The organism is Paenibacillus marchantiophytorum (assembly GCF_014640555.1).
GTDB lineage: Bacteria > Bacillota > Bacilli > Paenibacillales > NBRC-103111 > Paenibacillus_E > Paenibacillus_E marchantiophytorum.
The window spans coordinates 65,333-89,576 of sequence record NZ_BMHE01000007.1; the positions used below are offsets into that span (position 1 = coordinate 65,333).

14 protein-coding genes are annotated in these 24,244 nt (G+C 48.5%); 4 read left to right on the forward strand and 10 right to left on the reverse strand.

Going from position 1 to position 24,244, the window contains the following annotated elements:
- The 4 genes from IEY34_RS09515 to IEY34_RS09530 all read left to right on the forward strand — a co-directional run bounded on the left by IEY34_RS09515 (position 1) and on the right by IEY34_RS09530 (position 6,265).
- Positions 1 to 852 carry an EamA family transporter gene (locus tag IEY34_RS09515; protein ID WP_189010722.1) on the forward strand — a complete coding sequence of 284 codons (852 nt, stop codon included), beginning with the start codon at positions 1 to 3 and terminating at the stop codon, positions 850 to 852.
- A gap of 94 nt (positions 853 to 946) precedes the next feature.
- Entirely contained in the window at positions 947 to 1,534 is a 588-nt protein-coding gene (locus tag IEY34_RS09520) for a TetR/AcrR family transcriptional regulator (protein ID WP_189010724.1), read from the forward strand.
- A 63-nt stretch (positions 1,535 to 1,597) separates the two neighbouring features.
- Positions 1,598 to 3,031 (forward strand): MFS transporter, encoded by a 1,434-nt coding sequence (locus IEY34_RS09525; protein WP_189010726.1) that lies wholly within the window; start codon positions 1,598 to 1,600, stop codon positions 3,029 to 3,031.
- Between the two features lie 105 nt (positions 3,032 to 3,136).
- Positions 3,137 to 6,265 (forward strand): S8 family peptidase, encoded by a 3,129-nt coding sequence (locus IEY34_RS09530; RefSeq protein ID WP_189010728.1) that lies wholly within the window; start codon positions 3,137 to 3,139, stop codon positions 6,263 to 6,265.
- 577 nt (positions 6,266 to 6,842) lie between these two features.
- On the opposite strand, the gene IEY34_RS09535 is transcribed toward IEY34_RS09530, so the two are convergent.
- The 10 genes from IEY34_RS09535 to IEY34_RS09580 are packed head-to-tail and all read right to left on the reverse strand — an operon-like array spanning position 6,843 to position 24,244.
- Positions 6,843 to 8,525, reverse strand: coding sequence for a hypothetical protein (locus IEY34_RS09535; RefSeq protein ID WP_189010730.1), 1,683 nt, complete (start codon positions 8,523 to 8,525; stop codon positions 6,843 to 6,845).
- A 33-nt stretch (positions 8,526 to 8,558) separates the two neighbouring features.
- A complete protein-coding gene (locus IEY34_RS09540; protein ID WP_189010732.1) occupies positions 8,559 to 10,676 on the reverse strand; it encodes a phage tail protein in 2,118 nt (705 codons plus the stop codon).
- Between the two features lie 29 nt (positions 10,677 to 10,705).
- Entirely contained in the window at positions 10,706 to 12,940 is a 2,235-nt protein-coding gene (locus IEY34_RS09545; protein WP_189010734.1) for a putative baseplate assembly protein, read from the reverse strand.
- 25 nt (positions 12,941 to 12,965) lie between these two features.
- On the reverse strand, positions 12,966 to 16,040 hold the full coding sequence (locus tag IEY34_RS09550) for a baseplate J/gp47 family protein (protein WP_189010735.1): 3,075 nt from the start codon (positions 16,038 to 16,040) through the stop codon (positions 12,966 to 12,968).
- Positions 16,041 to 16,089: 49 nt separating this feature from the next.
- Positions 16,090 to 16,491, reverse strand: a complete 402-nt coding sequence (locus IEY34_RS09555; RefSeq protein ID WP_189010737.1) for a GPW/gp25 family protein — start codon at positions 16,489 to 16,491, stop codon at positions 16,090 to 16,092.
- A 17-nt stretch (positions 16,492 to 16,508) separates the two neighbouring features.
- Positions 16,509 to 17,234, reverse strand: coding sequence for a phage baseplate assembly protein V (locus IEY34_RS09560; protein WP_189010739.1), 726 nt, complete (start codon positions 17,232 to 17,234; stop codon positions 16,509 to 16,511).
- The gene (locus IEY34_RS09565; protein ID WP_189010741.1) at positions 17,234 to 18,325 is read right to left on the reverse strand and encodes a phage late control D family protein; all 1,092 of its coding nucleotides are present in this window, start codon (positions 18,323 to 18,325) and stop codon (positions 17,234 to 17,236) included. Before IEY34_RS09565 ends, IEY34_RS09560 begins: the two co-directional genes overlap by 1 nt.
- Positions 18,326 to 18,329: 4 nt before the next feature.
- A complete protein-coding gene (locus IEY34_RS09570; RefSeq protein WP_189010743.1) occupies positions 18,330 to 18,956 on the reverse strand; it encodes a CIS tube protein in 627 nt (208 codons plus the stop codon).
- A gap of 33 nt (positions 18,957 to 18,989) precedes the next feature.
- A complete protein-coding gene (locus IEY34_RS09575; protein WP_189010745.1) occupies positions 18,990 to 23,774 on the reverse strand; it encodes a hypothetical protein in 4,785 nt (1,594 codons plus the stop codon).
- A 32-nt stretch (positions 23,775 to 23,806) separates the two neighbouring features.
- A complete protein-coding gene (locus IEY34_RS09580) occupies positions 23,807 to 24,244 on the reverse strand; it encodes a phage tail protein (protein WP_189010747.1) in 438 nt (145 codons plus the stop codon).

The window sequence follows — 24,244 nt, forward strand, 5'->3', positions numbered from 1 at the left end:
TTGTTTGTTGTTTCACTTTCACTTGTCGTAGCTTCTGGTCTTACACATGCGATTTGGAGTTTATTCACCAAAAGAAGCCGGAATAAAAGCGTCTTCCTCTGGGCCATTGTGATGGTAACGACTGTCGGTCTTTTTCCTTATCTAGTCAGAGAACTGTGGATTACTCCTTTATCCTTGCAAGCCTATGGACTATTACTTTTATCAGCTTGTTTACAGAGCATCTACGCCCTATTGTTGGCCAAAACCTACAATATGGGCGATCTCTCCCAGGTGTACCCGATCATGCGAGGCACGAGCACCCTCTTCATACCTATAGTCAGTGTCCTCTTCCTTCGTGAAACCTTATCTGTCTATGGTTGGATGGGTCTGCTCTGTATGGTCATTGGTTTCCTGTGGCTTAGCGGCATTATTGGCCGCAAACAGACGTCCGCGGGAACGGTCAAACCTTTTCTTATGGCCCTTTGTGTCGGCTTATGCACGACTTGCTACGTTTTTGTAGATCGCCTTAATCTACAGCATGTCTCAGCAATCACCCTGCTCGAAGTAACGAATATAGGGTTCATGGCGGGCTTGACGCCGATCGTTCTCCGTTCCAAGCAGATTGGAATCGAATGGAAAATGAATGCCAAAATCATTCTCCTAGGCGCAATCCTCAACCCTGGATCTTATTTGTTATTCCTGTTCGCAATGACATACGCCCCGGTCGCTCATATTTCGCCAATTCGTGAAATTGGCACCGTCTTTGCTACCATACTCGGCATCGTTGTACTCAAAGAGAGACAAGGCAAACTTCGAATCATATGCTCAATTTTCATCTTAATCGGAATTCTGATCATTAGTTTCTTTGGTTAAGTCGCGGCTTTATTCGTTCACCTGTTGACTTTATCTTCTAATCACCTTATTATGATGTCAGTGAGTACTGACATTGATTCGGAAGAGGGATACCATGGACACCAGCAAGCTGGGAAGCAGCGATAGACTTCTTTTAGCGGCGCTCAATCTGATTTCGGAAAGAGGCTATAATGGGGTAACGACGATGGAAATCGCCAAAGCAGCAGGGCTTAGCGAGAAGACATTGTTTCGTCAATTCGGCAGTAAGCAGAAGCTTCTTGAGGCTGCTTTTGACCGCTATCATTATGCGGAAGAGATGAAAAAGCTATTTAATGAGAAGCTCGTATGGAAGCTGGAAGCGGATCTGCTTCTGGTCAGCCGAACCTATCATGAGATCATGAATCGCAACCGCAAAATCTTCCAGATCAGCCTCAAAGACGAAGGCCAGCTGCCCGGATTCCGCGAACGTACGCATAAGCATCCCCATCAATTGTTGGAAATCTTAACGAATTACTTCATCACCATGTCGGATAAGGGTAAAATGATTGCTGCAAACCCGGAGATGCAGGCCTTCTCTTTTATGATGATGAATTACGGGGCGTTCCAGAATGATCTCGACAGTCATAAAAATTATCCCAGCATTTCGCTGGAGCCTTTTATCCAAGAAAGTATAAAGATTTTCGCTAGGGCCTTACGTCCCTAGTTTTTTTAAGGACCAAATGTCAGTCAGTACTGACAGTCAAACCGAAGAAAGAAGTGATTACAGATGACTACTCAAACTGAAGCTCCAACTCAAGCAACACAGCAAAACGCCAATAAATTAATGCGTATTCTGATGTTTACCCTCACCATTTCTATGATGAGCGGCATCATGTTTAACATCGTACTCCCAAAAATTAGCCAAGAATTCTCCCTTACGATTGCACAGGTCAGCTGGCTCTCCTCCGCCTATATTCTTATCTACGCAATTGGCGCAGTCACTTATGGGAAGCTGGCGGATCGCTATAAGTTGAAAAATTTAGTGACTTTGGGGCTGCTCGTCTTTACCGTTGGTTCTCTCATCGGGCTAACCTCACACACCTTCGCTATGGCACTTGCTGGCAGATGCCTGCAAGCTATCGGGGCCGCGGTTATTCCCGCGATTGCAATGATTATCCCGTTGCGTTATTTTGCGCCTGAACGTAGAGGAGCAGCACTTGGCATGACCGCGGTAGGCCTTGCATTCGGCAATGCGCTTGGACCTGTTATCGCCGCTTTAATCGTTAGCATGGTACACTGGCGTTGGTTGTTCGCTGTCCCTGTGCTAGTCTTGGCTACAATCCCCTACTACCGCAAGTATTTAGGCAATGAACAAACCAAGTCCACCAGCAAATTTGATTGGATTGGCGGTATTCTTTTGGCAGTCACAATCACCTTAATGCTCCTAAGTGTGACCAAAGGGATCTGGCTGCTTTTAGGTGGATTAGTCTTCCTAGGTTTATTCATTGCTCGAATTTGCACGGCTGGAGAACCCTTCATTGCGCCGAAACTTTTTCAGAATAAAAAGTATACACTCGGACTTATTATCTCATTCCTGATCAGCGGAACGTGCTGTTCCCTGTATGTCCTTAGCCCGCTGCTGCTCTCAGATGTTCAGAAGCTGCCCTCCGTGTGGATTGGCTTCGCCCTGGTCCCTGCTGCCGTTGCATCGGCTGTTTTTGGCCGCAAAGGAGGCCGACTGGCAGACAAGAAAGGCAACTCCTTTGTCGTCTATATCGCTTCGAGCTTGCTATTCGCCGGTTTTCTTCTGCTCTCCACTTTTACGGGTGGATCCGCTCTGTTCATTGCGGTCTTCCTGATTCTCGGCAACGTTGGGCAATCTTTCATCGTCATCGCGATATCCAATTCTGTTTCGAGAACGCTGCCCCAGGAACAAGTTGGTGTCGGCATGGGCATGCTGGCGATGGTCAACTTTATCTCGCAAGGGATCGCTATCGGCATTTACAGTAAAATCGTGGATCTTGGATCACAAACCATACCTAGCTGGAATCCGCTGTACAACTACTCTTCCGGCTCTATTTTCAGCAATATCTGTTTGGTTCTTGCCGCTTCGCAGATTGTCATCTTTGCCATTTATTATCTGTCATTTGGACGGATGACGAAACACAAGCTTGGTGGGCTTATGCCCGAGGCGGAGGCTAGAACTTTATCTAATATTTAGGATCTATCGACATGATTCGACATGACTTCGACCTATTATCCTATAAACTATGAATGGAAGCTTTATCTTACCGTTCATAGCTATTTCATTTACTAGGAGGAAGTCATGGTTCTACATCAGAAAAAGAAGTTCATTACCACACTAGTTTTATTATTCACTATCTTCGCTCTCGTTTATCCGTCAAACGGTTATGCTTTTGAAAATGACGATTTAAGCGTTGAGACAGTAAAACCCTCTTTTAATGAAAGTGATATTGTTCCAGGCAAGGTCATTGTGAAATACAAACAAAAGCAGACAGGATCACTTGGCTTGCAGTCACTTTCTTCAAATCCTGTTTCGTGGACAACTCTATCATTCAATAATGAGGTATCGGTAGCTACTAAAATAGCCGAACTGGAAAAAGATCCTGACATTGACTATGTAGAGCCTGTTTATAAAGTAAAACTGATCTCTAGTACTTCCACACTTACTGTTACCGATACCGTTTACTCCGGTGCTGAGGCATACATGCAGCGGTGGGGCAAACTTGCCGCACATTTAGATGATACGGGTTCATATACGACCACTTCTCAAAATGAGAAAGTAACCGTTGCTGTTTTGGATACCGGGGTAGATTTGACGCACCCTGATATTAAGAACTCTATCGTTTCTGGATACGACTTTATTAACAAAGATGCAGTCGCACAAGACGATAATGGACATGGTACGCATGTATCCGGCATTATCACAGCTCAAGCAAGTTCTGGAGCAAGCATCGGAATTGCCCCAGGAGTTAAAATTATGCCACTGAAAGTCCTTAATGATAAAGGTGAAGGGGATTCCGCTTTATTAGTTCAAGCGATCCAATTCGCGATTACTAATCATGCAGACATTATTAATATGAGTCTTAGTGTTAATGGTGATAGCAAAGCTTTGCACGATGTGATTAAACAAGCACACAATCAGCATATATTACTTGTATCTGCAGCTGGTAATGAAAGCAATCACTGGATCAATACAGAACAGGGACAAATGAGTAAGACTCCTTCTACGGACACCGTACGTTATGCAAGATATACAGATTATCCAGCCGCGTACGAGGAAGTAGTCAGTGTAGGCGCTATTGCACAACTCCCTGATAAAAGTTACTCTCTTGCGGATTTCTCTAATGTTGGCAAAGTAGATGTGGTCGCACCGGGTGTTAACATTTACAGTACAGCCTTAGGCGGAAATTATATGTATATGTCGGGTACATCGCAGGCAACCCCGATTGTTACAGGACTTTCAGCCCTCCTAAAGGCAGCAAACAAGAACTTGGATGAAGAGGATATTAGAACTATTCTTCGAACCTCCAGGAATCCGGTTACTTTCCAGCCCTTTAAATTGAATGGAACAAGTACTTCTCTTAAAAACACGATCTATTCGAATAATCAAGTTTCCAACACAATGGCTTTCGGCGATGGTCTAATTCAAGGTAATCGTGCCTTTCAAGTACCGCGGCTGATCATAAAGCCTAACTTGGAAAATTATCCTGCTAATAAAACTGTTACTTATGATTTATCCATGGTAGACGTTCATAACTCGGTTGTTGACGCTACGTATGCGGTTGCTCTTAAAGCCAAATTGTATAATGAAACTTCTCCTGATCGAGAACGAGATCAAACTTTCGATCTTGGTGCGGCATCATCTGGTCAAACACAACATGGCCTCAAGAAACTTACAGCCAATTTTACTAATAATGATTCGGTCCATCATGTGTATATTTATGGGGAGTGGGATGAACAAGTTTCTGGCGGATATTCTCATAAACCATCCAATTCACATACACTGATAAGTCTTCCGAATACGCCTAATGTCAGCTTACAATCAGGAACTTATACTGGGAAACAAACCGTTTCCATTACTTCTCCTTATCAAGAAGGGATGATTTTTCTCCAAGTTCAAGCAAACGGCAAAGTGTGGGTAGATTCATCTGATTACCGCGGCGGAAAATTACCAATTACCGAAGATACAATCCTAACAGTAACTACTCTGCACAATAACGTATTTAGCGAAGAAGCCGTCTATCAATACACAATTAAAGCTGCCCAGGTTGGCGGCGGCGGCGGTGGTGGTGGCGGCGGTGGAAGCAGCCAAGCCCCTCCTTCACTAAACAAAGAGGGAAAAATGACCTATGATTTCAAACCGGCTCCTATTGATTTATTAATTTCACTGAATTCGGAGTCCAAAGTAGTCTCCCTTGATGCGAGCACCAAAGAAAAAGTGGATATTTTCACGGCAGAATTCAGCGCTAATTTTATGCAGAAAGCTGCCGAACGCAGCAAAACATTTATCATAAAAACGAATAATCTTACGATTAATTTTCCACCTGATGCACTGCCAGTCAAGAATGGAGACAATGCTATTCTATTCAAATCATCCATTGAAGTCGCGCCATCCCTACCTGCATTTTCAGCGGCGTCTTCTATCTATGATTTTTCTTTGACTGAAAATGGAGCAAAAATTAATACCTTTAACAAACCGCTCCAAGTTACTTTTTCTTACGACAAAAGCAAAGTACAAGATACTCATAACCTTAATGTGTATGTTTACGATGAACCGAAGGGAATCTGGACAAGTATAGGCGGCACGCTAAACGGGGATGGTACAATTACTGCATCACTCCCCCATTTCTCCAAATATGCTGTACTGGAAAAAAAGACAACCCTAAAGGATATTCAGGACCATTGGGCTCAAAAGGAGATCGAGGAATTATCCGGCAAACAGATTATTGATGGTATGGATGACGGATCTTTTAAACCAGATGCGAGCATGACTAGAGCACAATTCGTCACAATCCTTACGAAAGCTTTGAAACTGCAAAGTTCTGCCGGCGATTCCAATTTTGACGATATATCCAACGATTCTTGGTATAAGAATGCGGTTTATGCCGCCTACCAAGCCAATATCGTAAGCGGTTTGAATGAGCATACTTTCTCCCCCGAAACTAATATTACGCGGGAGCAAATGGCTGTCATTATGGTAAATGCTTACTTGCACGCCACTGGCAAGAAGCTCGCAGATATCGCCATTACGCAAGAAGTAAACTATTCAGATGAGGGAAATATCAGCGAGTGGGCCAGATCCTATGTGAGAGTAGCAACTGGCTTAGGGCTCCTTAGCGGAGCTAGCGAGGGCATTTTTGCACCAAAGGACAATAGCTCCAGAGCTCAGGCTGCTGTTGTTATGTCTCGTTTATTGAGTAAAATAAAATAACACGAAGGGGCTTCCGCTCAAGCAGATGATAAATCTACTCGAGGGGAAGCCCCTTGTTTTTTTGAATACAACCGTTGTGTTGTCTTATCTCACGAAGTTCTGCCCCAGATAGTAGTCTCCAAAGACTTCTATTTGCAAAAAATGACCCCTATATGTGCAATTAGGGAGCTCCTACAGACTCTTATTACTCCAGATATCGGCGAATTAGCAAACCCGGCCGATGGGCGGCCGCTAAGGATGATTTACAGCGCTAAACGCTGAATCCGTAGCGTCCGCTTCAACTTAACGCTGTAAAACAACGTTACAGCATTAAGAATTGGCGAATCCGGCCGATGGGCTGCCGATAAGGTTGATTTACAGCGCTAAACGCTGAATCCGTAGCGACCGCTTCAACTTAACGCTGTAAAACAACGTTACAGTATTAAGAATTGGCGAATCCGGCCGATGGGCTGCCGATAAGGTTGATTTACAGCGCTAAACGCTGAATCCGTAGCGTCCGCTTCAACTTAACGCTGTAAAACAACGTTACAGCATTAAGAATTGGCGAATCCGGCCCATGAGCGGCCGATAAGATGGTTTACTCGGCGCCGCTGCCCGCCGAGGCGGCTTCCCGCATCGCCGCGGAGAGCGCATCGTCGATGGAATCGCCACTGCTGCGCACCGTGCTGGCCATCTCCGCGCTGTACGCCCACCAACGAACACGCACATTCGCCGGCTCGGAGGTTTGCTGCACTTTCACGCCAATCCGGAAAGTCCCTTTCTGCGGATAGGCAATCGTGCCAATCTTCACTTCGGGCGCATCCGGTTCAAATTCACTGCCTTTGAACACGTCGGACGCACCGCCATAGACGCGGTCGCCGCTCGAAAGCATGTCAGAAATCGCGTCGCCGCTGCTTTCTTCCAGGCTCGTGATGATCAACACGTTGCCCTCACCTAAACCGTGGGCGATTTCGCCGGAGAAGAAGCTTTTGGTCGCTTTGCCGAATGGCGACACCGAAATCTTCGTGAACGGCTCAACCGGGATGTCCGCGAAGCCGCTCACGATCCCCGCAATCCCGCTGCCCCCGCCTGCCGGGATGCTTAAATCAAAGGAAAGCTCACTGATTGCTTTATTGAAATTGACCTTGAATTCCGGAGGTTGACCCGGCGCCAAGGTTCTCACTTTGGACTTGGTCACGAACTGGCCGGACGTGTCTTCCCGGTACTCACTCGATTGAGCAAGTCTGTACATCACCGAAGAATTATAGACATATTCGCCAAAAGGAACTTGCTCCACATTTTCAATAACGTAGGTCGGACCCATTTGAATCAGGCAAATTTTGGCCAAATAAATGCATGGCTCCGAAGGAGCTTCCAAGGAAGACTCCAGCGATTGTTTCACGAAATCGCTCATCAGTCGCTCCTGCACAGAATCGGCAATAATTTGCAACTCGCCAACGGCTTGCGCTTGCAGATCCAACTGTCTGTCATCTAGTTTCAGATTAGCTGAACCTGATTGAACACCAACGGAGGCTTTCACGGAAGCCGTGCTGTCCGCTCGGAGCAGCACCGTCATTTCATACTCACTCTCTAGCTGTTCTTGAGGTTCCTGGAACACAATCGTCGTTCCGCCCATCGCCTCAACACGGCTAGCTGCTAATTCATATTGAAAGGATAGTCTGCCAGCCTTGAGCGTTTTCTCGAAACGCAGCTTCATCTCGAACAACTGCCCCGGGTTCACATAGCGGGGTGTCGTTTGCAGAACACGCACATGCGTGTCGTGATAGAGGACGACTGTTTGGTCCGATAAGCCCGCCAAGGGTAGAGAAGCCGGATCTGGCGCATCCTCGCGAATGAATAAACGATAGCTCTCCAGCACCCGGTTATAATCATTAATTTCATCGGAACGAACCGACGAATTCGCCACCGCGTGAACGGGCTCTTTATCTTTTTCATCATAAGCGATACAGAGATATACGTTCTTCGCATACTCGTTATTGCTGAATCCGTCCATCATTGACAGCTTCAGCGTCATGGGAGTCGGCACGACAATTTCGCGGCCAAGCGCGTCAATCGCAGCTCCCATTTCAACAGAAACCGACTTATCATCGACCGCGACAACTTGCAATCCCGTAAGCACACCTGAGCCATGCAGCAGGCGATTCATCATTCTGCGTTTGTCATTGAAGTATTTTTGCTCGGACTCAAAATCCCTGACCGTCAGCAGCTTTCCATAGAAATACCGATTGCGCTCAAACGGATAATAACGTGTTTTTTTCATAACTATCCCCTCACCTTCTAAGGCTCATTTCGTTTACTCGATTTCGGAATCCAGTCCCAAGCGCGTATGTATATCCATTCGTTTATCGCGATCCACATCGATCAGCACCGTGTTGTAAGGCATGGATGAACGCTGATCGAGCGTTAATAACGTAGGTTCAGATAAGTAAGTATTGATGCCCAAATACGTATGCATATCGGCGTACATCCAAGGCTGTAGAACGATGAGTTTGCCTTCCGTATAAGCAGGCTTCTGATCCTCGATGATTTGTTCGATTGTCATTCGCTGCGCATCCGTCCGAACGAATTCAGGCTTCAACATCAGACAGAAGCAATACGGGTTGTCGCCATACAGTTGGGCAAAAAGCTGCCGCAGTTCTGAAGTCTCCTGCATTTGTTTAAACTGGAAATACTCCAGTAAAAAAGGCTCGGAGCCGGTGTAAATCTTCACCATATTAATCAAGCCCTCACGAGTCCCCCGCAGCTTATACAGCTCTGGCGCCTGTTTAATCAACTGCCTCAGCTTCGTCTCGCCCCAAGCCTCATGATCCGTAATCGCCAGCCATCGGCCTAACCACTCCAGGTATGCGCCAGAGACGGCATCGGGATCAAAGTGAGCCGAAATATGGTCGATTTTATCCTCCATATCATCAAAAAACGTGCTGAACATTGCCAAGAATCGTTCCAGAAAAGGACTGTGTTCCTCATCCTGCTGGTAGATCGGCGGCAAATAAGCAATCAATGAGGTTCTTGGGTAGTACACCCGCAGTTTACGGATGAACGGTGATTTCTGCTCACTGCCGATCAACTCCAATTTGAACCACAGATATCGGCCTCGGGCATTCATAAGCAGCGCATCCTTGGGATTCAGAATCGGTTCCGACCATAAACCGCGTGTCGCTGACAGCTTGGCTCTAGTCGAAATACTTGGATCGGTAAAGTAGCTCGTATAGGAAACATAATTCCCATCCAGAAACCCTTCGTCCTCATCCGAGGCAAAATAGGAAAACCGCACTTGCGTCTCTTCCGGAATCTCCGCTTCCAAGCGAATCTTGTGCCACTCGATCTCTGTTTCGGTTGTGTCCAAATCGGCTGAAAAATAGACAGCCTCCGGCAGTTGGGTATCTTCAAGGAGCATCGTGCGCGCCCTAAGATCAAGCAAACTGATCTGACCGCTGATGCCATCGAACACATACAACCTGTTGCGTCTATCATGCAGCAGCTTATCCGATCGCCCCCGGAAGCTGGTCACCTTATCAAGCTGTTCGCCATTGCCCCGATATTTGAGAATAAAGCGCTCGGTCACTCCTTCTTGCTGTGCGTATCCGCTGTCCCCTATATAGAGATTATGATTCGTATCAATGGAAATACCAGCAAACCGTCCCTCCTGTACGAGGGTAAAATGCAACGGATCACGTCCATCCTCATGGAAAACCGTGACGGTCCTGCTCCTAGCATCGAGCAGAGCTATTGTCCCGTCCGCAGCCGCGGTAAAATAGCGGGAATGAAGGGAAGATATTTCCTCCGCTTCCTCCAGTCGGAGAGCTTCGTGCTCGTAAACGTGCACCACCTCGCCCGCTGCGTTCCATGAGATAATGCCAATCCTGCCCCCTGCGGGGACTTCTGGATTTCCATTCATACCAACACTAATGTCCAAAGGAACTGTCGTGTAAATCGCATTGGCTGATGCCAACTTCGTATTGACCGAGAGCGGGAACAATTCCAGCCCATTCCATTCATGCACAGCCCACATGGTTTGTCCGTTGGAAATGGCATACACAGCCAAACGCCGTTCACTGGCCTGATTAGCGTCTGCAATAATCAACAGATCAGCCATAGCAGCCAAACTAGCTTGATTGCTGAATAAATGGTGACCTTGCCCGAATAGCAGCTCCCGATGACGGCTTTCATCCTCATAAATCCAGATATTGGCCAATTCATCCAGCAGGATGAGCTTGCGTCCAGGTCCCACCGTCATCTCGTGAATCGCTGGCATCCCCTCAATCTCGTCCGTACGAACGATGCGATGGATGCTGTACTTTTCGGTATGTTGAATTGAAAAACCAATCTCCCGCATATCGATATTGGCTGTATAGCCTTGTTCCCAGTCGAATGGCTTGTTAAGTGAAAAAAACGTCTGTCCATCCTGCATCGTTCGTCACCTCTCTCCTTCATTAGCAGCTAGACATCCGTCTGACTGATCGTTTCAACCTCGTGATCGCCGGAATAGACCAACGCATAGGGGGGGATATGAATATCGCCGGCTCCATCTTTGTGAAATCCAGTCCCTTCTGCATCCAGCCAAATATCCTGCACGTAGACGACACCTTTGATTCGAGAGATTACACCATAAATATCACCCTTGTACACGGTCCGTCCAAAACGCCATCCTGCTGAACCCTGTCCATGATCCATGGGCTGCAGCAATAATTTCAATTCTTGGGTAATACGGCGTTGTTCGGTTTTGAACTTAGGTTCCATGACCACAACGGCATGAACCGTAATTTTAATATATTCCGCTGGAATGACGTGCAGTTCTGTGGTCAAAAGACGATGGCGATCCAGATGCTGCTTGATCGTTTGCAGAAACCCTTTGCCGGCCGTTGGCTTATCGCTCTCGCTGTAGGGAACGACCGCGACGGTCATCTGCGCAGGGGCCTTGACCTTAGGGTAATCCCGCATGCCTGGCTTGTACAGCGGGATCGCCTTGACCCGCGCGACGCGCAGGCCTGGCGTCGCCCCCACGATCGCCTCGTAGTCCTCGGCGGTCACTGCCCTTGTCGGCATGCTGAGCTCCCGCTGCACGCGAAGCTTCGCCTGGTCGAGCGTCTCCGCCTCCAGGCCGCCCCGTGCCGGGAACGCGTTCGTGACGCTCACGCCCGCCACCTCCGTGAAGCCGGTCACCAGACCGTCCTTCACGTTGCCTCGCACCCCCCCGCCCGCTTGCAGCCTGATGAACCGAATATTCGGTTCAACGGACTTCGGCGGCGTCAACCCCGCTTCGTTATTGCCGAAGCGAATCGTGCCCTCCGCAGCGTCGTAGACGTAATGGCGGTCCGTGGACTTCGAATTATCGAAGTCATCCACGGCCTGCCAGTCGTCCCAGACGACGCTGGTCTCGCCCCGCGGCCGATAGCCCACCTGCAGCAGCATGCTGCTGGGCTTGTAGCTCAGGCCGCGGCTGACTTCAAAGGTCTGCCCAGGCAGACCTTTGCTGCCTCCAACATAACGGCCGTAGTCGAACTCGGCCGTGTAGGCAATAAGCCTCACCCGCTGCGCGCCTTGCGGCGGGATGCTGCCGTTCACCCCGTCGCCGAAGCGAACGCGGGTGACGCGGCGGGCCGAATCCTGCTGCAGCTCGCAGCAGTGATCTTCCGGCCCGCAATCCGCCAGCGACTGGACGGCCAACCAGTCGCGCCAATGCCCCTGCTCGTCCTGCACCTGCAAAGTATGCAGGCCGTTGTAAGCAAGATAAGAGCTGACCTCGAAGCTCTGATTCGGCTCTCCGCTGCTAGGGAAGGCTGAAACTTCGCTAAAGGTTTCCAGTTCAGCAGCCTTGACAGCATTAAGGCTGACCTTCTCAATCTTTGGCGACAGCTCATAGCCATCCTCCACCAGCGTACAGCAGATCCAGTAGCGGCTCCGATCGTCTGCTGGATATAGAGAAATCGGCTTCATCTCCGATGTGACGCGGAAACGAAGCTCACCGCTTTGGGACAAGTGAACCGTCGTATCGCTAACGGATTCAATCGGCAGCCAGCTCTCACTTTGTCCTTGCTGGCCTGCTCCTGCGAACGTCCAGGCTACCTTGGCAGACGATACCATCGGTGCGGCTCCGTTACCCGCGCTTCGGATCGTTACTGGATAGCGATCGAATAATTGAAAGAAAATCGAGATATCCGTTTGCTCAGGTAAAGCGCGATCGAACCCAAGATACAGATGGGCTCCTTTACGCGCTTCCGGGCCAAACGCATAATAAGCAATCTTCGCATGATTATTGGATGTAAAATCACCTGCCGCGGTTTCCGTGCGGACCAGCACTTTCTCCAGCGTGGATGCCACAAGCTGCACCGTGGTCAGAGTCTCAAACCGTTGATCCAACGCTTGCAGAGGCGTTCCTTGCGGGAGCACAAGCTGCTGCTGCAGTCCCTCGAAGGATACCTCACACTGGGCAGACACAGATTCACGCGGACGGATGCCAAGAAGCTTCAGGAACTTCCGTTCACTGCGCTCTGTCACCCGATTCAAATAATACTGCTGCATCTCGGTCATCCATGACATGAGTTCCAGCAGAGTAATACCCGGGTCATGTTCATTCTCATCCGTCCACTCTGGGAAAAGCTTAGGAATCGACTTCCGCGCTTCCTGCACCATCTGTTCAAACATACGATCATCCAAATTAGGAATCGGCAGCACTTATGCTCACCTCCTTCGATTATAGTTACAACGCATTCACAATTACCTTGTGTTTGCCGCTTACGATCATTCCATGCGGCATCACAGGCAAGCGATTCACATCAAGTTCCTGTCTTTCGCCATCTTCCAATTTATAGACCGTCATATAAAGCTTCTCTACATGGCTGATCGTTCGAATTGATTTCAATAAAGCATAAAAGACCGAAGGATGAATTTGTTGCCCAATTTCCCAACCTTTGCCATCGAAATTGCCAGTCAGCGGATCCAAAAAGCGATTCAGTTTATCCAACGCCTGAATTTCGGTTGCCACAACTGCGTCCATCCCTTCGACAGCGACAATGGCTGAGACGGATATTTCCATATACACAGGCTCGATAACTTGCAGCCGTTCTGGGAAAGCGACCAAACTTGAAGCCCGCTGAATGATATAGCGCTCCACCTGCTTCTTCAGTTCCGGGAACGTGGAGCTGCCGCTTTGCCCTTCTTTCGGTAAAATAACAAGCGTCATCGCGCCGATTTCTTTGTTCATATAGGCATTGCGATTCGGTATGCAGGTGACTTTGGCGATGTTGGGATAAGCTTCGCGAGCCAGCCACTCATAATCTTTGGAAGAGACGGCCCGATCCCGATGCTTGAGCAGCTCAGGTCCTCGCTGTAAAGCCGATTCCAGCTTCTCAGGCTGGCATCCCCCAGACGCAGGCTCTGGGTTGAACACCTCACCTACAAAGGCGATGGAATCCTGCATCTGAATAATTTCACGAGCCGCGACATTCCCGATCTGTCCAGCCGTGACTTGATACGTCACTTTCAACTGCTCCAGCCCTCCCTTGGGAGGGTGCATGCCATGAACTCCATCACCCACCCGTATGCGGCCAAAGGTGCGATCTATCATATAATGACGATCCCGATAGCCGGAATCCGCCATTTGGCGAACCGCCGTCCAGCGCACCCAGAGCTGCAGCAGGTTGCCTTCCGAATCCCGGCTAACCTCCATCAGCGGAGTTCCTGCCTGCTCGTATTCAGCAATTTCTTCCTCCGTGACGAACTCGGTCTCATCCACCCAGACCTCTTCCGAAACAATTTGATTGCGGCTAAGCTGGTACTCAAGCTCTTCCAATCCTTTGGAATCAGGAACTTCGCCAATGATGGTCTCCTGCTGCAGCACTTGCACCGTATTCATATACATACCTTGGATGGTAGGAATCTGCACGCTGCCTGTTAAGTCATCATACTTGTCATCCCGATTCACCGCGCGAATCCAGTAGCCGTCTCGGCCAAACAGAGAGACTCCCGCAAAATCCGCAGGACCTACGAACTGTATCGTACCGCTCTGCGTTAAACCGTTCGTTGCATCCAGGACCTTGAGCGCCGCCCATTCCGGCGGATTGCCAGGCAGCAACCCTGAGCGCAAATATTCCCATTCCAGCAAAGGAAGATCCTGCTCGGAGAAACGCTGCTGCTTAACTGAGATAAACAATGAAATCGGACCTCGCACCGGCGGCGTATCAAAAGCAAGGTGCAAAGCAGGATGACTGCCCTGCAGCGGCTGAAAAGGCTCGAAACCTCCCTCAAGCTGCCGGCTATGCCGCGTCTGATCGACAAAAACAGTGTTATTCAGCGCTAAACAATGTTCGGCTTGATACATGCGATCATCGTATTGATACGATAACGTCACCTCATTAATCCAAGGTGAAAGATAGATCGCTTGTGCCACATAGGCATTCTCAATATGCAGAATACGCGCCCGAATCCACCAATTGTCATTCCCGTTCACATAGGTCGCTTCCAAATTAGTTGGACAGCGGAAGTGAATGTCCTTGCGCACCTTATGCTCCTGGGGATAATAAAACAGCTTCTCAGCTTCTTTCTCCACCTCAAGCCGCACCCAACTGGAACCGTTCCAATACTCCCAAGCAACTTGGATGACCGTAACATGCGTGACCGGCGGCTTGTCGAACTTGGATTTTTTCATCACCATTTTCCAATCCACTTGTTCGATCAGCTCGGGCTGAAAACGGTTCTGAATCGCTTGCAGCTCGAAACTCAACTTGATATCGCCGTCTTTTTTCGTAAACACTTCCTGACTCCCGATATAAAAAGAGCCATAAAGCGCAAATTGATCACCAAATGGGTAAAATCCTGTCGGATCAGCAGCGATATCGTTATAAAACATCAAATCAGGCTGAATGCCACCCGTTTCTAGAGGATCGATATAGTCTGTTTTGAACGAAATGTGGTCCATCGACAGTTTGCTGTCTGCTAACGTTTGGCCATCTGCCAATAGCGGTTTGAGGCGGCATTGAATAAAGCGCCCTGCCGTTCCGTTCACTTCCTTCAAAGCAAGCTCCCCTGCTTCCTCTTTGAGAAGAATCACCCGATTGCCTTTGGCCGACACATGGCTGAACGGCTGCCAACCGTCCTCAGTCGCATACAGCCACTCCGTCAAGGCAGGGTCAGCCAATTGTTTGGACATGGACAGTTCATCAAATCGCCGTTTGGAATTGCGGAATTCAATTTCGATACGCGCCGTACTGGAGATGGTAAAAAGCGAGCTGTGCTGCAAATAAATCGCATGCTCCTGCAAATTATCGCCATCCTGCAAGCTGAATAGCTTGGTAGGATAGGCCTGTCCCTGCCGGGATGCGCGAACGAACTCATCGGGCACATGAATAATCTTATCTTGTTTTAGACTTGTCATGAAGACATCTGTCAGCAATGCAGGGGTTAAAAGCGCACTGCGAGCGGTCTCGTACAGGATGTAACCATCCTCAGCAGCAGCCGCGACTTGCGTTCCTGTCGCAATAAAAACCGACTCCTTGGTCCCTTCGTTCAATGCAAATGTCACATAGCTGCTGGCCGGCCGTGCCGGGAGCAAGGTCACATCGAACATATTCAGGAAAGAGATCAGGTTCTTCGTAGGCACTCGATTCAACCGCTTGATATTATCATGAAACATGTCTGCGAACATGAAGAACAGCGCTGAACCAGGATCTGGATTCTCCGGTGTGAAACGCCACTCCGGTGTATAATAAGGCGCCATTTCTTTCATTTGCACAATCAGATTAGGAATGTCTCTTGGATCAATTTTGGGAGGTTGCACAGCTCCACCTCCTCTCTGAATGTATCGTCATCGCTTCTGCAGCCTCTTTCTATTTGGAACCCTCATATAAGTAAAATGGATAAACTTGGTTAAATAAATTGTTCGTCGTGCGGACTACATACGCAATTCGGATCATCACTTTAGCGGGATCATCCGCTTCCGGTACGGCTTTTACTTCCACTTCATGAACTCTCGGTTCCCAGTTTCTGATCGCCTCGACAATATTGCTTTCGAGCAAATGCAGCGATGTATCATCCGTCATGCCAAAAATAAATTCCTGAACGCCGCAGCCAAATTTCGGCCGCATGACCCGTTCCCCTTGTGTCGTGCCAAGGATCACGCGAATCGCTTCAGCAATGTCTTCTTCATACTCGGACATTCGGATTCTCCCCGTAGCAGGATCAACCTGAATCGGGAATTTCCACCCGCGTCCCAAAAATGCCTCCGACATCCCCGCTTCGCCCCTCGCTAATTAATTTTGACCATGCTGCCCTTAATATTAATAATGCCATCCGATTTCAAATCGAGCGTTGCGCCTGCCTTCAGAGCCATGGTCGCAGATGCTTCGATGTTAATTTGTGTCGATTTAATTTTAATTTCTTTGGAACTCTCAATGGCTACATCGCCTTTGGCATTCATCGTGATTTTGGAACTGCTGCTTACCACAGAAATCTCATTGGCCGAGCCGCCTTTGATCGTGATCTTGTTATTGCCGCTCTGATCGGCGATCGTAATGCTGTCATCCTTATCTTTGAGCTCGATGATTTGACCTTTTTTCGTTTTGATCGTAATGCTCTCATCACCGCTCTTATCATTGAAAGCTAATTCATGACCGGAACGTGATTTGATCATCCGCAAATCATTCTTCTCCGCAGGCGCAGGCGGCATATTCTTAGGATTCCAAAGCATACCGATCACGAAAGGTTGACGCAGCTCCCCTAGATGGAAAGCAACCAACACCTCATCATTCACTTCCGGAATGAACAGACTGCCCATATCTTTGCCGCCCATGAACGTCGCGATACGCACCCAATCTGTCTCCGTATCCGTTTCCTGCATGGGAAGCTTGAGCTTCACTCGCCCCATTTTATCGGGATCATTATTATTAGTAACTACGGCTACCATGACACCGCCAATTTTCTGGCTGGCAAAGTCCGTCACACCGCCTATCGTAATATCGGGAGCCTTGAACATTATACCGCATTCCCTCCAATCTGAAAGCGAGTTGTATAGCCTTCATCATCAAAAATATGCGTCGCTCCAGTCACATAATAGGGCTGATCAAACTTCTTGCCGACACCATCCAGCTTCATGTAGCGCCCGGCACGGATTTCCGGTATCCCGATACATTCCCCTGTCCCGCTGATCAGTTTCATAGCCCGCCTGTTCAGCAGCGCATCTGCATAGGTTTTGGCTTCTTCAGCCGATGCGGCATTCGTATAAATATGCTCCACGAACTTCCCCTTCGCTGCCAGTAAATCTTTCCCTGTCTTGGCGTTTGAACCAAGCTTAGCTATCGTGCCCGATTCCCCCTGGATGACCTTGAGCTCTTTATTGTCCCAAGCCCTGACAGTCACGCCAGTAATCTGCTCGGACAGATTCATATCAATGGTCAAGTTGCGCAGGGTTTTACCCATTTCCAGCGTCATCACAGCCGTCATATCTGTCAGGGGCTTGCGAAAGTATACATTTTTGCCGACAACGAAGAAGTCATAATTGACCAGATTCGCTAAGTTTTGAATAAAATGATAATCATTTATTTGACTCTGAGAAATCGTCGGAAACTCCGTCGTTGTCGCATCGATTTGCGTCTTGGCGCCATATTCCTTGGCAATTTCCGTAACCACATCGCTGTATTTCTTCTTATTCCAGGAACGCGACTTCGTCCCCTTCATCATCAAATAAGACATATCCATCCCCCGTATAATAAGACCTGGCGAACCATCCTCAGGAAAATCCACAACGACCGACGTAATATACCCTGTAAAAACGGGCGTAAATTTATCGACATAACCCAAGCTGATATCAATGGCTTTCCCTAAGGCAAAATCGGAGAGCCACTGGAAATCATTCTTCGTGATGTCGTATGCGTTCGTAATACGAAAAGAAAACGAGTCCGCTGTACCATCAATGGACGTATCCACACGGATCGTCGCAATGGCAATGCTGTCCGAAATCTTCGTACCATCAACGGTGATCAAATAGGCGGGAGAGAAAAATTCTTTATATTTTTTGGCTAGATCATCATAAGTAAAAGAGCTTGTATCCAGTTGTAATGTCGCCATACGATCAATCCAATCTTGGGACCGAAATGCGGCGTCCCGTGACCACTTTGAGTGGGTTATCTATGTGATTGGCCTTGGCGATTTCCCGCCAGAGACTCGGGTCTTCATATTCATGAGCTGCCAGCATCCAGAGCTGGTCGCCCTGTTTCAGCATCTTCTGTTTCGTACGATCTGCCGAATGCCGGGGTATCGTTTGCAATTGCTCTTTCTTGCTGTGCCAGGAGCGGAATACGACATTGAGCTTCGCCCGGACTGGAACGCCCGTATCTAGAAACATCGTAAACTGTTGTGTCACTTTCTCTACAACCCCTTTGAAATCCAAGGAGCCCCACACGAATCGGCAAATGGGAGGTGCATGCAGCTCTTTCTCTACATCCAATAACCCAGAAATTTTCTTCGTATAGTTACGAACATCCGTCCCTTTTTCATAGGTGTCAAAATAAAAATCCATCGAGAGCGTTGTCGTTCCGCCGCTCACGAATTGGCCGATGGGCATGGACAAACCAGGCACTGTTTTCCAAGAGTAGCTGTTTTTCGTGTCGAGCGTGTATTCACCAGGGTTGAATAATACGGGGACGGTCTCTTTGCTGTTGCCCTTGTCTACGATAATTACCGCTTTCTTGAGTGCCATTCCTGTCAGTCCTTCCTATCGAAGTATGTAAGATTATAGTCCTCGGCGCTGCCGTTCGAACTTCATTTTTTTCTCGATTTCGCGGTAGACCTTGTCCGCGATTTTGGCGATGTCGAGCTGCGGCAGCTCCTTGATCAGTTCCTGCAGCTGCTCTTCACTCAGCTTAGGAGTACCCTCCGGGACTACTAGTGTTGGAGCCGCCTCTTGATCTGCGCTGGCTTTGGTGCGCAGCCAGTCCATCTCGAGCGGAGCCACGGCTAGCGCGCTGGGCTCGGCCGCGCTTGCGGTTGCGCTTGTCGCTGGAGCCCACTTGTGCTCCAACGAGGTTGGTTGCGAGGCCGCCGGGTAATCCGGCCTCGCGGACGCCATGCTGCTCATTGGCAGCATGGTTGCTGCTGCGGGGGCGCCTGGCTGGGCGCCCCGTGGTTGCCGCTGCACCTGCGTGCCCAGCGGCTTGGCCGTTATAGCAGCCATCGGTTGGCTGCTGCTGTGGGTCAGGCCGATGCTGCGCTGCGCGTCGGCAATTGCTGCGGCAGGCGAAGCCGCAGCCGCCCCCGCAGGAGCAGCGCGAAGCGCTCCTGCTCTGCTCGCCAACAGCGGCATGACACGCGGTGTCATGCTCACGGGCTGGCGAGCCATCGGTGCGCGCTCCTCTTCCAGCGCGCTCACTCTAGCCCTGATGGTTCGTTCCACCCAATCCGACTGCACGCCTGCGGCTTCAGCCGGATTCTCCGAACCATTCCCCCTCCGCTGTGCGCGTTCCCCTTCATCGACAACTGCTTGTCTCTGAAGATGCTCGACTTGCACCTCGCTGCCAAGTTCTCCGCCAGACGTACGCTTGCTGCGTTTGGCTCTGACAACCTCAGCTCGATCATTTTCCTCGCCGCCAACGCCAGATTCAGCTTGCCGGTTTACGAAGCTGTTCCTCGTTAATACTCTCTCAACGCCAGCTTGCCCCTGCCTTAATTGCTCCCTAACTTGATTTACGCGGGAGGGCTGCTCTGTTCTTCTAATGATGTCAACTGGTTTGAGACTTAAGGTTTCCGCTAAGCCAGATCTTTCATTTCCGACACTTCTCTGTGTCCCGCTAGCCGCTGCTCTGCTTTCTTCCATTCGTCCTTCTGTAACTTTCCTCCATATAGAGGGAAAAGAAGGGCGGTTATCGGGCTCTTTCTGACTAAGCAATCTCATCTGTCTGCCATTCGATCTACCATCGGAAATCAGACCTAATCCAGCCACCCTTATACTGTTTCGTGCCACTCTGGCAGCTATATCCGTTGCTAGAGTACCTACTGCCGAGCGGCTCAGTTCCCTAATTCCAGAAGCTTCTCCTACTGACAACAATCGCTCTTGATTTGCCTGAATGTCGATTCGTCCAGCTCCGGAAGAAGGAGTAAGAAATACTCGCTCTGGTCCGTTATTTTGGAGCACCGAGGCAGACTTTCTCTGTGCTTGTGCCTGATTAACTCCGTTTAACTTCAAGTTGGTCTTTGCCGCAACTAACCTTGGCAGCCTTTGTCTTGCTGTAGACTCAGATGTCCGCGGTGGCTCCACTATCAAATTAGTTAAACTGGCTACTGCTATTTTCGCAGCGAGTTCTACAGCCAAAGATCTATGAACTGCTGAACCTTGCACGACCGATCGTGCGTTGGTTTCAATCTCATTAAGCTCGTTCGAATCTTGGTTTTGAGCTTGAACTTGGTGTTGCACTTGATTCTGATTCTGGCTCTGTACTTGATTGTGTAGTTTGTTCTGTATTTGATCCTGTATTTGTTCCTGTACTTGTTCCTGTATTTGTTCCTGTACTTGTTCCTGTACTTGTTCCTGTAGTTGATCCTGTACTTGTTCCTGCATTTGACTCTGTAATTGTTCTTGTATTCGATTCTGCACTTGATTCTGTACTTGTTCCTGTAATTGATTCTGTACTTGAATCTGTGCTTGATCCTGCATTTGACTCTGTACTTGATTCCGTACTTGATCCTGTACTTGTTCCTGCATTTGATTCTGTACTTGATTCCGTACTTGTTCCTGCATTTGATTCTGTACTTGATTCCGTACTTGTTCCTGCATTTGACTCTGTACTTGATTCTGTGCTTGTTCCTGCAATTGATTCTGTACTTGATTCTGTACTTGTTCCTGTAGTTGTTCCTGCATTTGACTCTGTACTTGATTCCGTACTTGATCCTGCACTTGTTCCTGCATTTGATTCTGCACTCGACTCTGCACTTGTTCCTGCACTTGTTCCAGCATTTGACCCTGCTCTTGGCCAGTCAACAACCCTGTTGGAGAAGAGTTCCGAAAAACGCGTTCCACATTTTGCAACTGACTACTAGCTTGCGCATTAGCCCTGTAGCTTTGTAAGGGACCAATTTGCCCTAGTTGGTTGAAACTATTGGCAGTTTCTTTTGCAGATGTCTCAGAAGGTATACGATCTACAACTATCCTTTTTCCTGTTGATGTTGTCAGTGGATCTGCGTTTTGTTTAATGAACTGCGAGTTATGGAAGGGTTCTCCTGAATTCTCATGTCTGGAAGCACTACGGAAAATACGCTGATTTCCCTGCACAATCGTGCTGGCTTGCACACTGGCACGGTATCCTTCCAACGGATGGCTCGATGTTACTTTCTCAAGGCCGCTTCCCCTCACAATTGTAGATACCACAGAAGACGTACGTTTCGGTTGGATAGAGCTCTGAATAGAAGGTGCTAAAAAAACCTCATCTTGTTGACGCGACTGGCGGTTAGGCTTTTCCTTCTGTGTAAATGAAGAGGTATGACTTCTGCTATTTTGGATACTCTCATCTCGTATCATTCGCGGACTGCGTCCTGTCATGATCGATGAATCTTGGATTCGCTTGGATTGATCGCTTGGAGCTGTATGTGTACTTCTAACCAATGAATCGTTAGAAGAGCGTTGTCTTGGTTTGTGAACAAGCTGAGTCAGCCATTGTTCATTGCTTTGAATCTTCCCGCCTGCTTCTCCCTTAATCTCACTCCCATTCACTTTTCTGTGAACTACCTTAGATGGTGCAGTTGCTAGCGGAAGTTGAGGTGAAGCTGCGTTTCCTTGTTGCACTACTTGTTTCGCAGCAAGCTGCGTTATGTTTTCTAACGCTGAGGAGCCTTGCTCCTTCTTACTAATCGCCCGTAATATAGGTCTAACGCTTGTAAAGTCATCTGATCGATCGATGCCAACATGTTGATGTTCAGAGAGCTCTTGCTGACTCCCAACATGCTTCTGTCTTTCTCCTGCCTGTTCTTTTCCTCGCACTTGCCTTTGTTCCTGAACTTGCATTTGCTCTAGTTCTTGCACTTGCTCTTGCTCTTGCACTTGCTCCTGCACTTGCTCTTTCACTTGCTCTTTCAATCGCTCTTGAATCAATAGCAATTGCTCCTGGATTTCCGCGCTGCTCTGCTCTCGTGGGCTTTGCTCCAGTCGGACTCGTGCTTCATCGGCAAATTCACGAACGGACACATGCTCGCCAATTACGGCTTGTTCCGATGGTTTACGCCAAATCTGAGATGAGTTCGCGCCGGTTCTAGCTGCCCGTCCTGTGGAGCCTGCTCCCCAGCTTGCTCCTGCCTGCATTGCAAAAGGCACAGAAGATGTTATGTTTGCAGCCTGAATAGCTAGCGGACGCTGGCTTGCTGCCAGAAAGCCTCTTGCGGAAGAAGGAATCGTTTCACTGCTCTGGTTTGAACCATGACTTGGACTAGCCTCTTGCTCTAAAGTAAGCAATACTTCATCCGTCATGTTTCGAACTAACAAACTTTTAATAAACCGAACCGTCCCTGGCGAGGTGCCTTCACTGAAAGGACCTTCTCCGAGCTTCATTCTAACTTTCTGAGCCGTTGATGGTTCATTAAGGCTGCTTGCAGCCGCCCCAGAACTACTATTTTCGCTAATAAAAGGAAAGCTTTGATTGTTCTTTGGGGCCATCGGAGATTGCGTCACATTAACTAGAAAACGCCCAGCCTCCTGGAGAAATGAGGCCCCACCCGCCTTATCCATGCTATTAAGGGGTGCTCCTTGAGCACGAATATCCGCTAATCCTGCACTTAGTTTACTTGGTTTACCTGCTTGAAACTGCTCCAGCCATTGCGATGTGCTGCGAATGGCATCCACATGGTTGATCACATGTTGAATGACATTTTTATGAGAAAGCTGACTTCTTCGCATCTGGAGATTTGCCGACAGACTTGTATGTTGAAATCCACTCACTCCGTGTGATCGTTGATCAGGGTTGCTTAAATGGGCGCTTGAAAGCATGCCGATTGCAGAGGCAATTTGTCCGATGGAGCGCTGAATGAACGGTGAGCTTCTTTTATTAACGTTGTTAAATGACTCTTGTTTAGCTAGAACCTGTTTAACAGGTGCAGTCTCAGGCTTATTAGTTGAAGCTATAATTCCCTTGCTATTTCGTCCCTGTTTCTTAGGCGTTTTGACAGGCAGCTTATAGCCGCTGCTCGTAATCAATTGCTGTAATTGACGAATCGTTTGTTTCTTGGTGAGTAAGGGTGCAGAATCGGGATGCTGCAAGTTCTTCAACTGCAACTGAAGCTGAATCACCCAAGCCTGGTCATGTGTCCTCGTAAAAGCCGCTAAATCTTTGTTACTCAGCGGACCTTTTTTGTTGAAAATGAGGGCGAGCAGCCCTAAATAATTGTGACGACCGAAGCCATACTTGCCCATAACGCCAGAAGCAAATAGGTTGGATTGTCGACCTACACGTCCGGCAGCACTGCTGCTGACAGCAGAGGTTTGGATGACAGCCTTCTTCCGCTGTGCACGGGGTTTATGCGATTGTCGAGATTTCATAAACAATCCCCCTCAGCGTTGTCCATACCGACTTATTTAAAAATGGCCTTTAAACCCTCATGCACCAGTTCAATCGACTCAATAGCCACGTTGCCGGTACTTGCATTCAAATCCGGCCCGTTCCATTTCACCGGGAATGCATTGAAGAAATTCCATCGGCACATCTCTTTGCCTAATTCATTATTCAGGATGATAGAGCCGTTCATCCGCTCAATCTTGCCTTGTGAAACGTTGTAATGCCAATCCCAGAGCTCACTGGAGTTGGTAATTCCTCTTTTCAGCACAATGTTAGGAAACTTCGTATGTTGAATCATATAGTGAGGATGCGTATTCACACCGCCTTCCCATAGCGGCTTTACTTCCGTTTCGGCCTTCATGCCCGTCACTTCGGAGAAGCCAGCGACAAACAATCCGTCTAACTCGACTACGAACCGGAATGCGCCACCAATATAATGATAATCGGATACCAT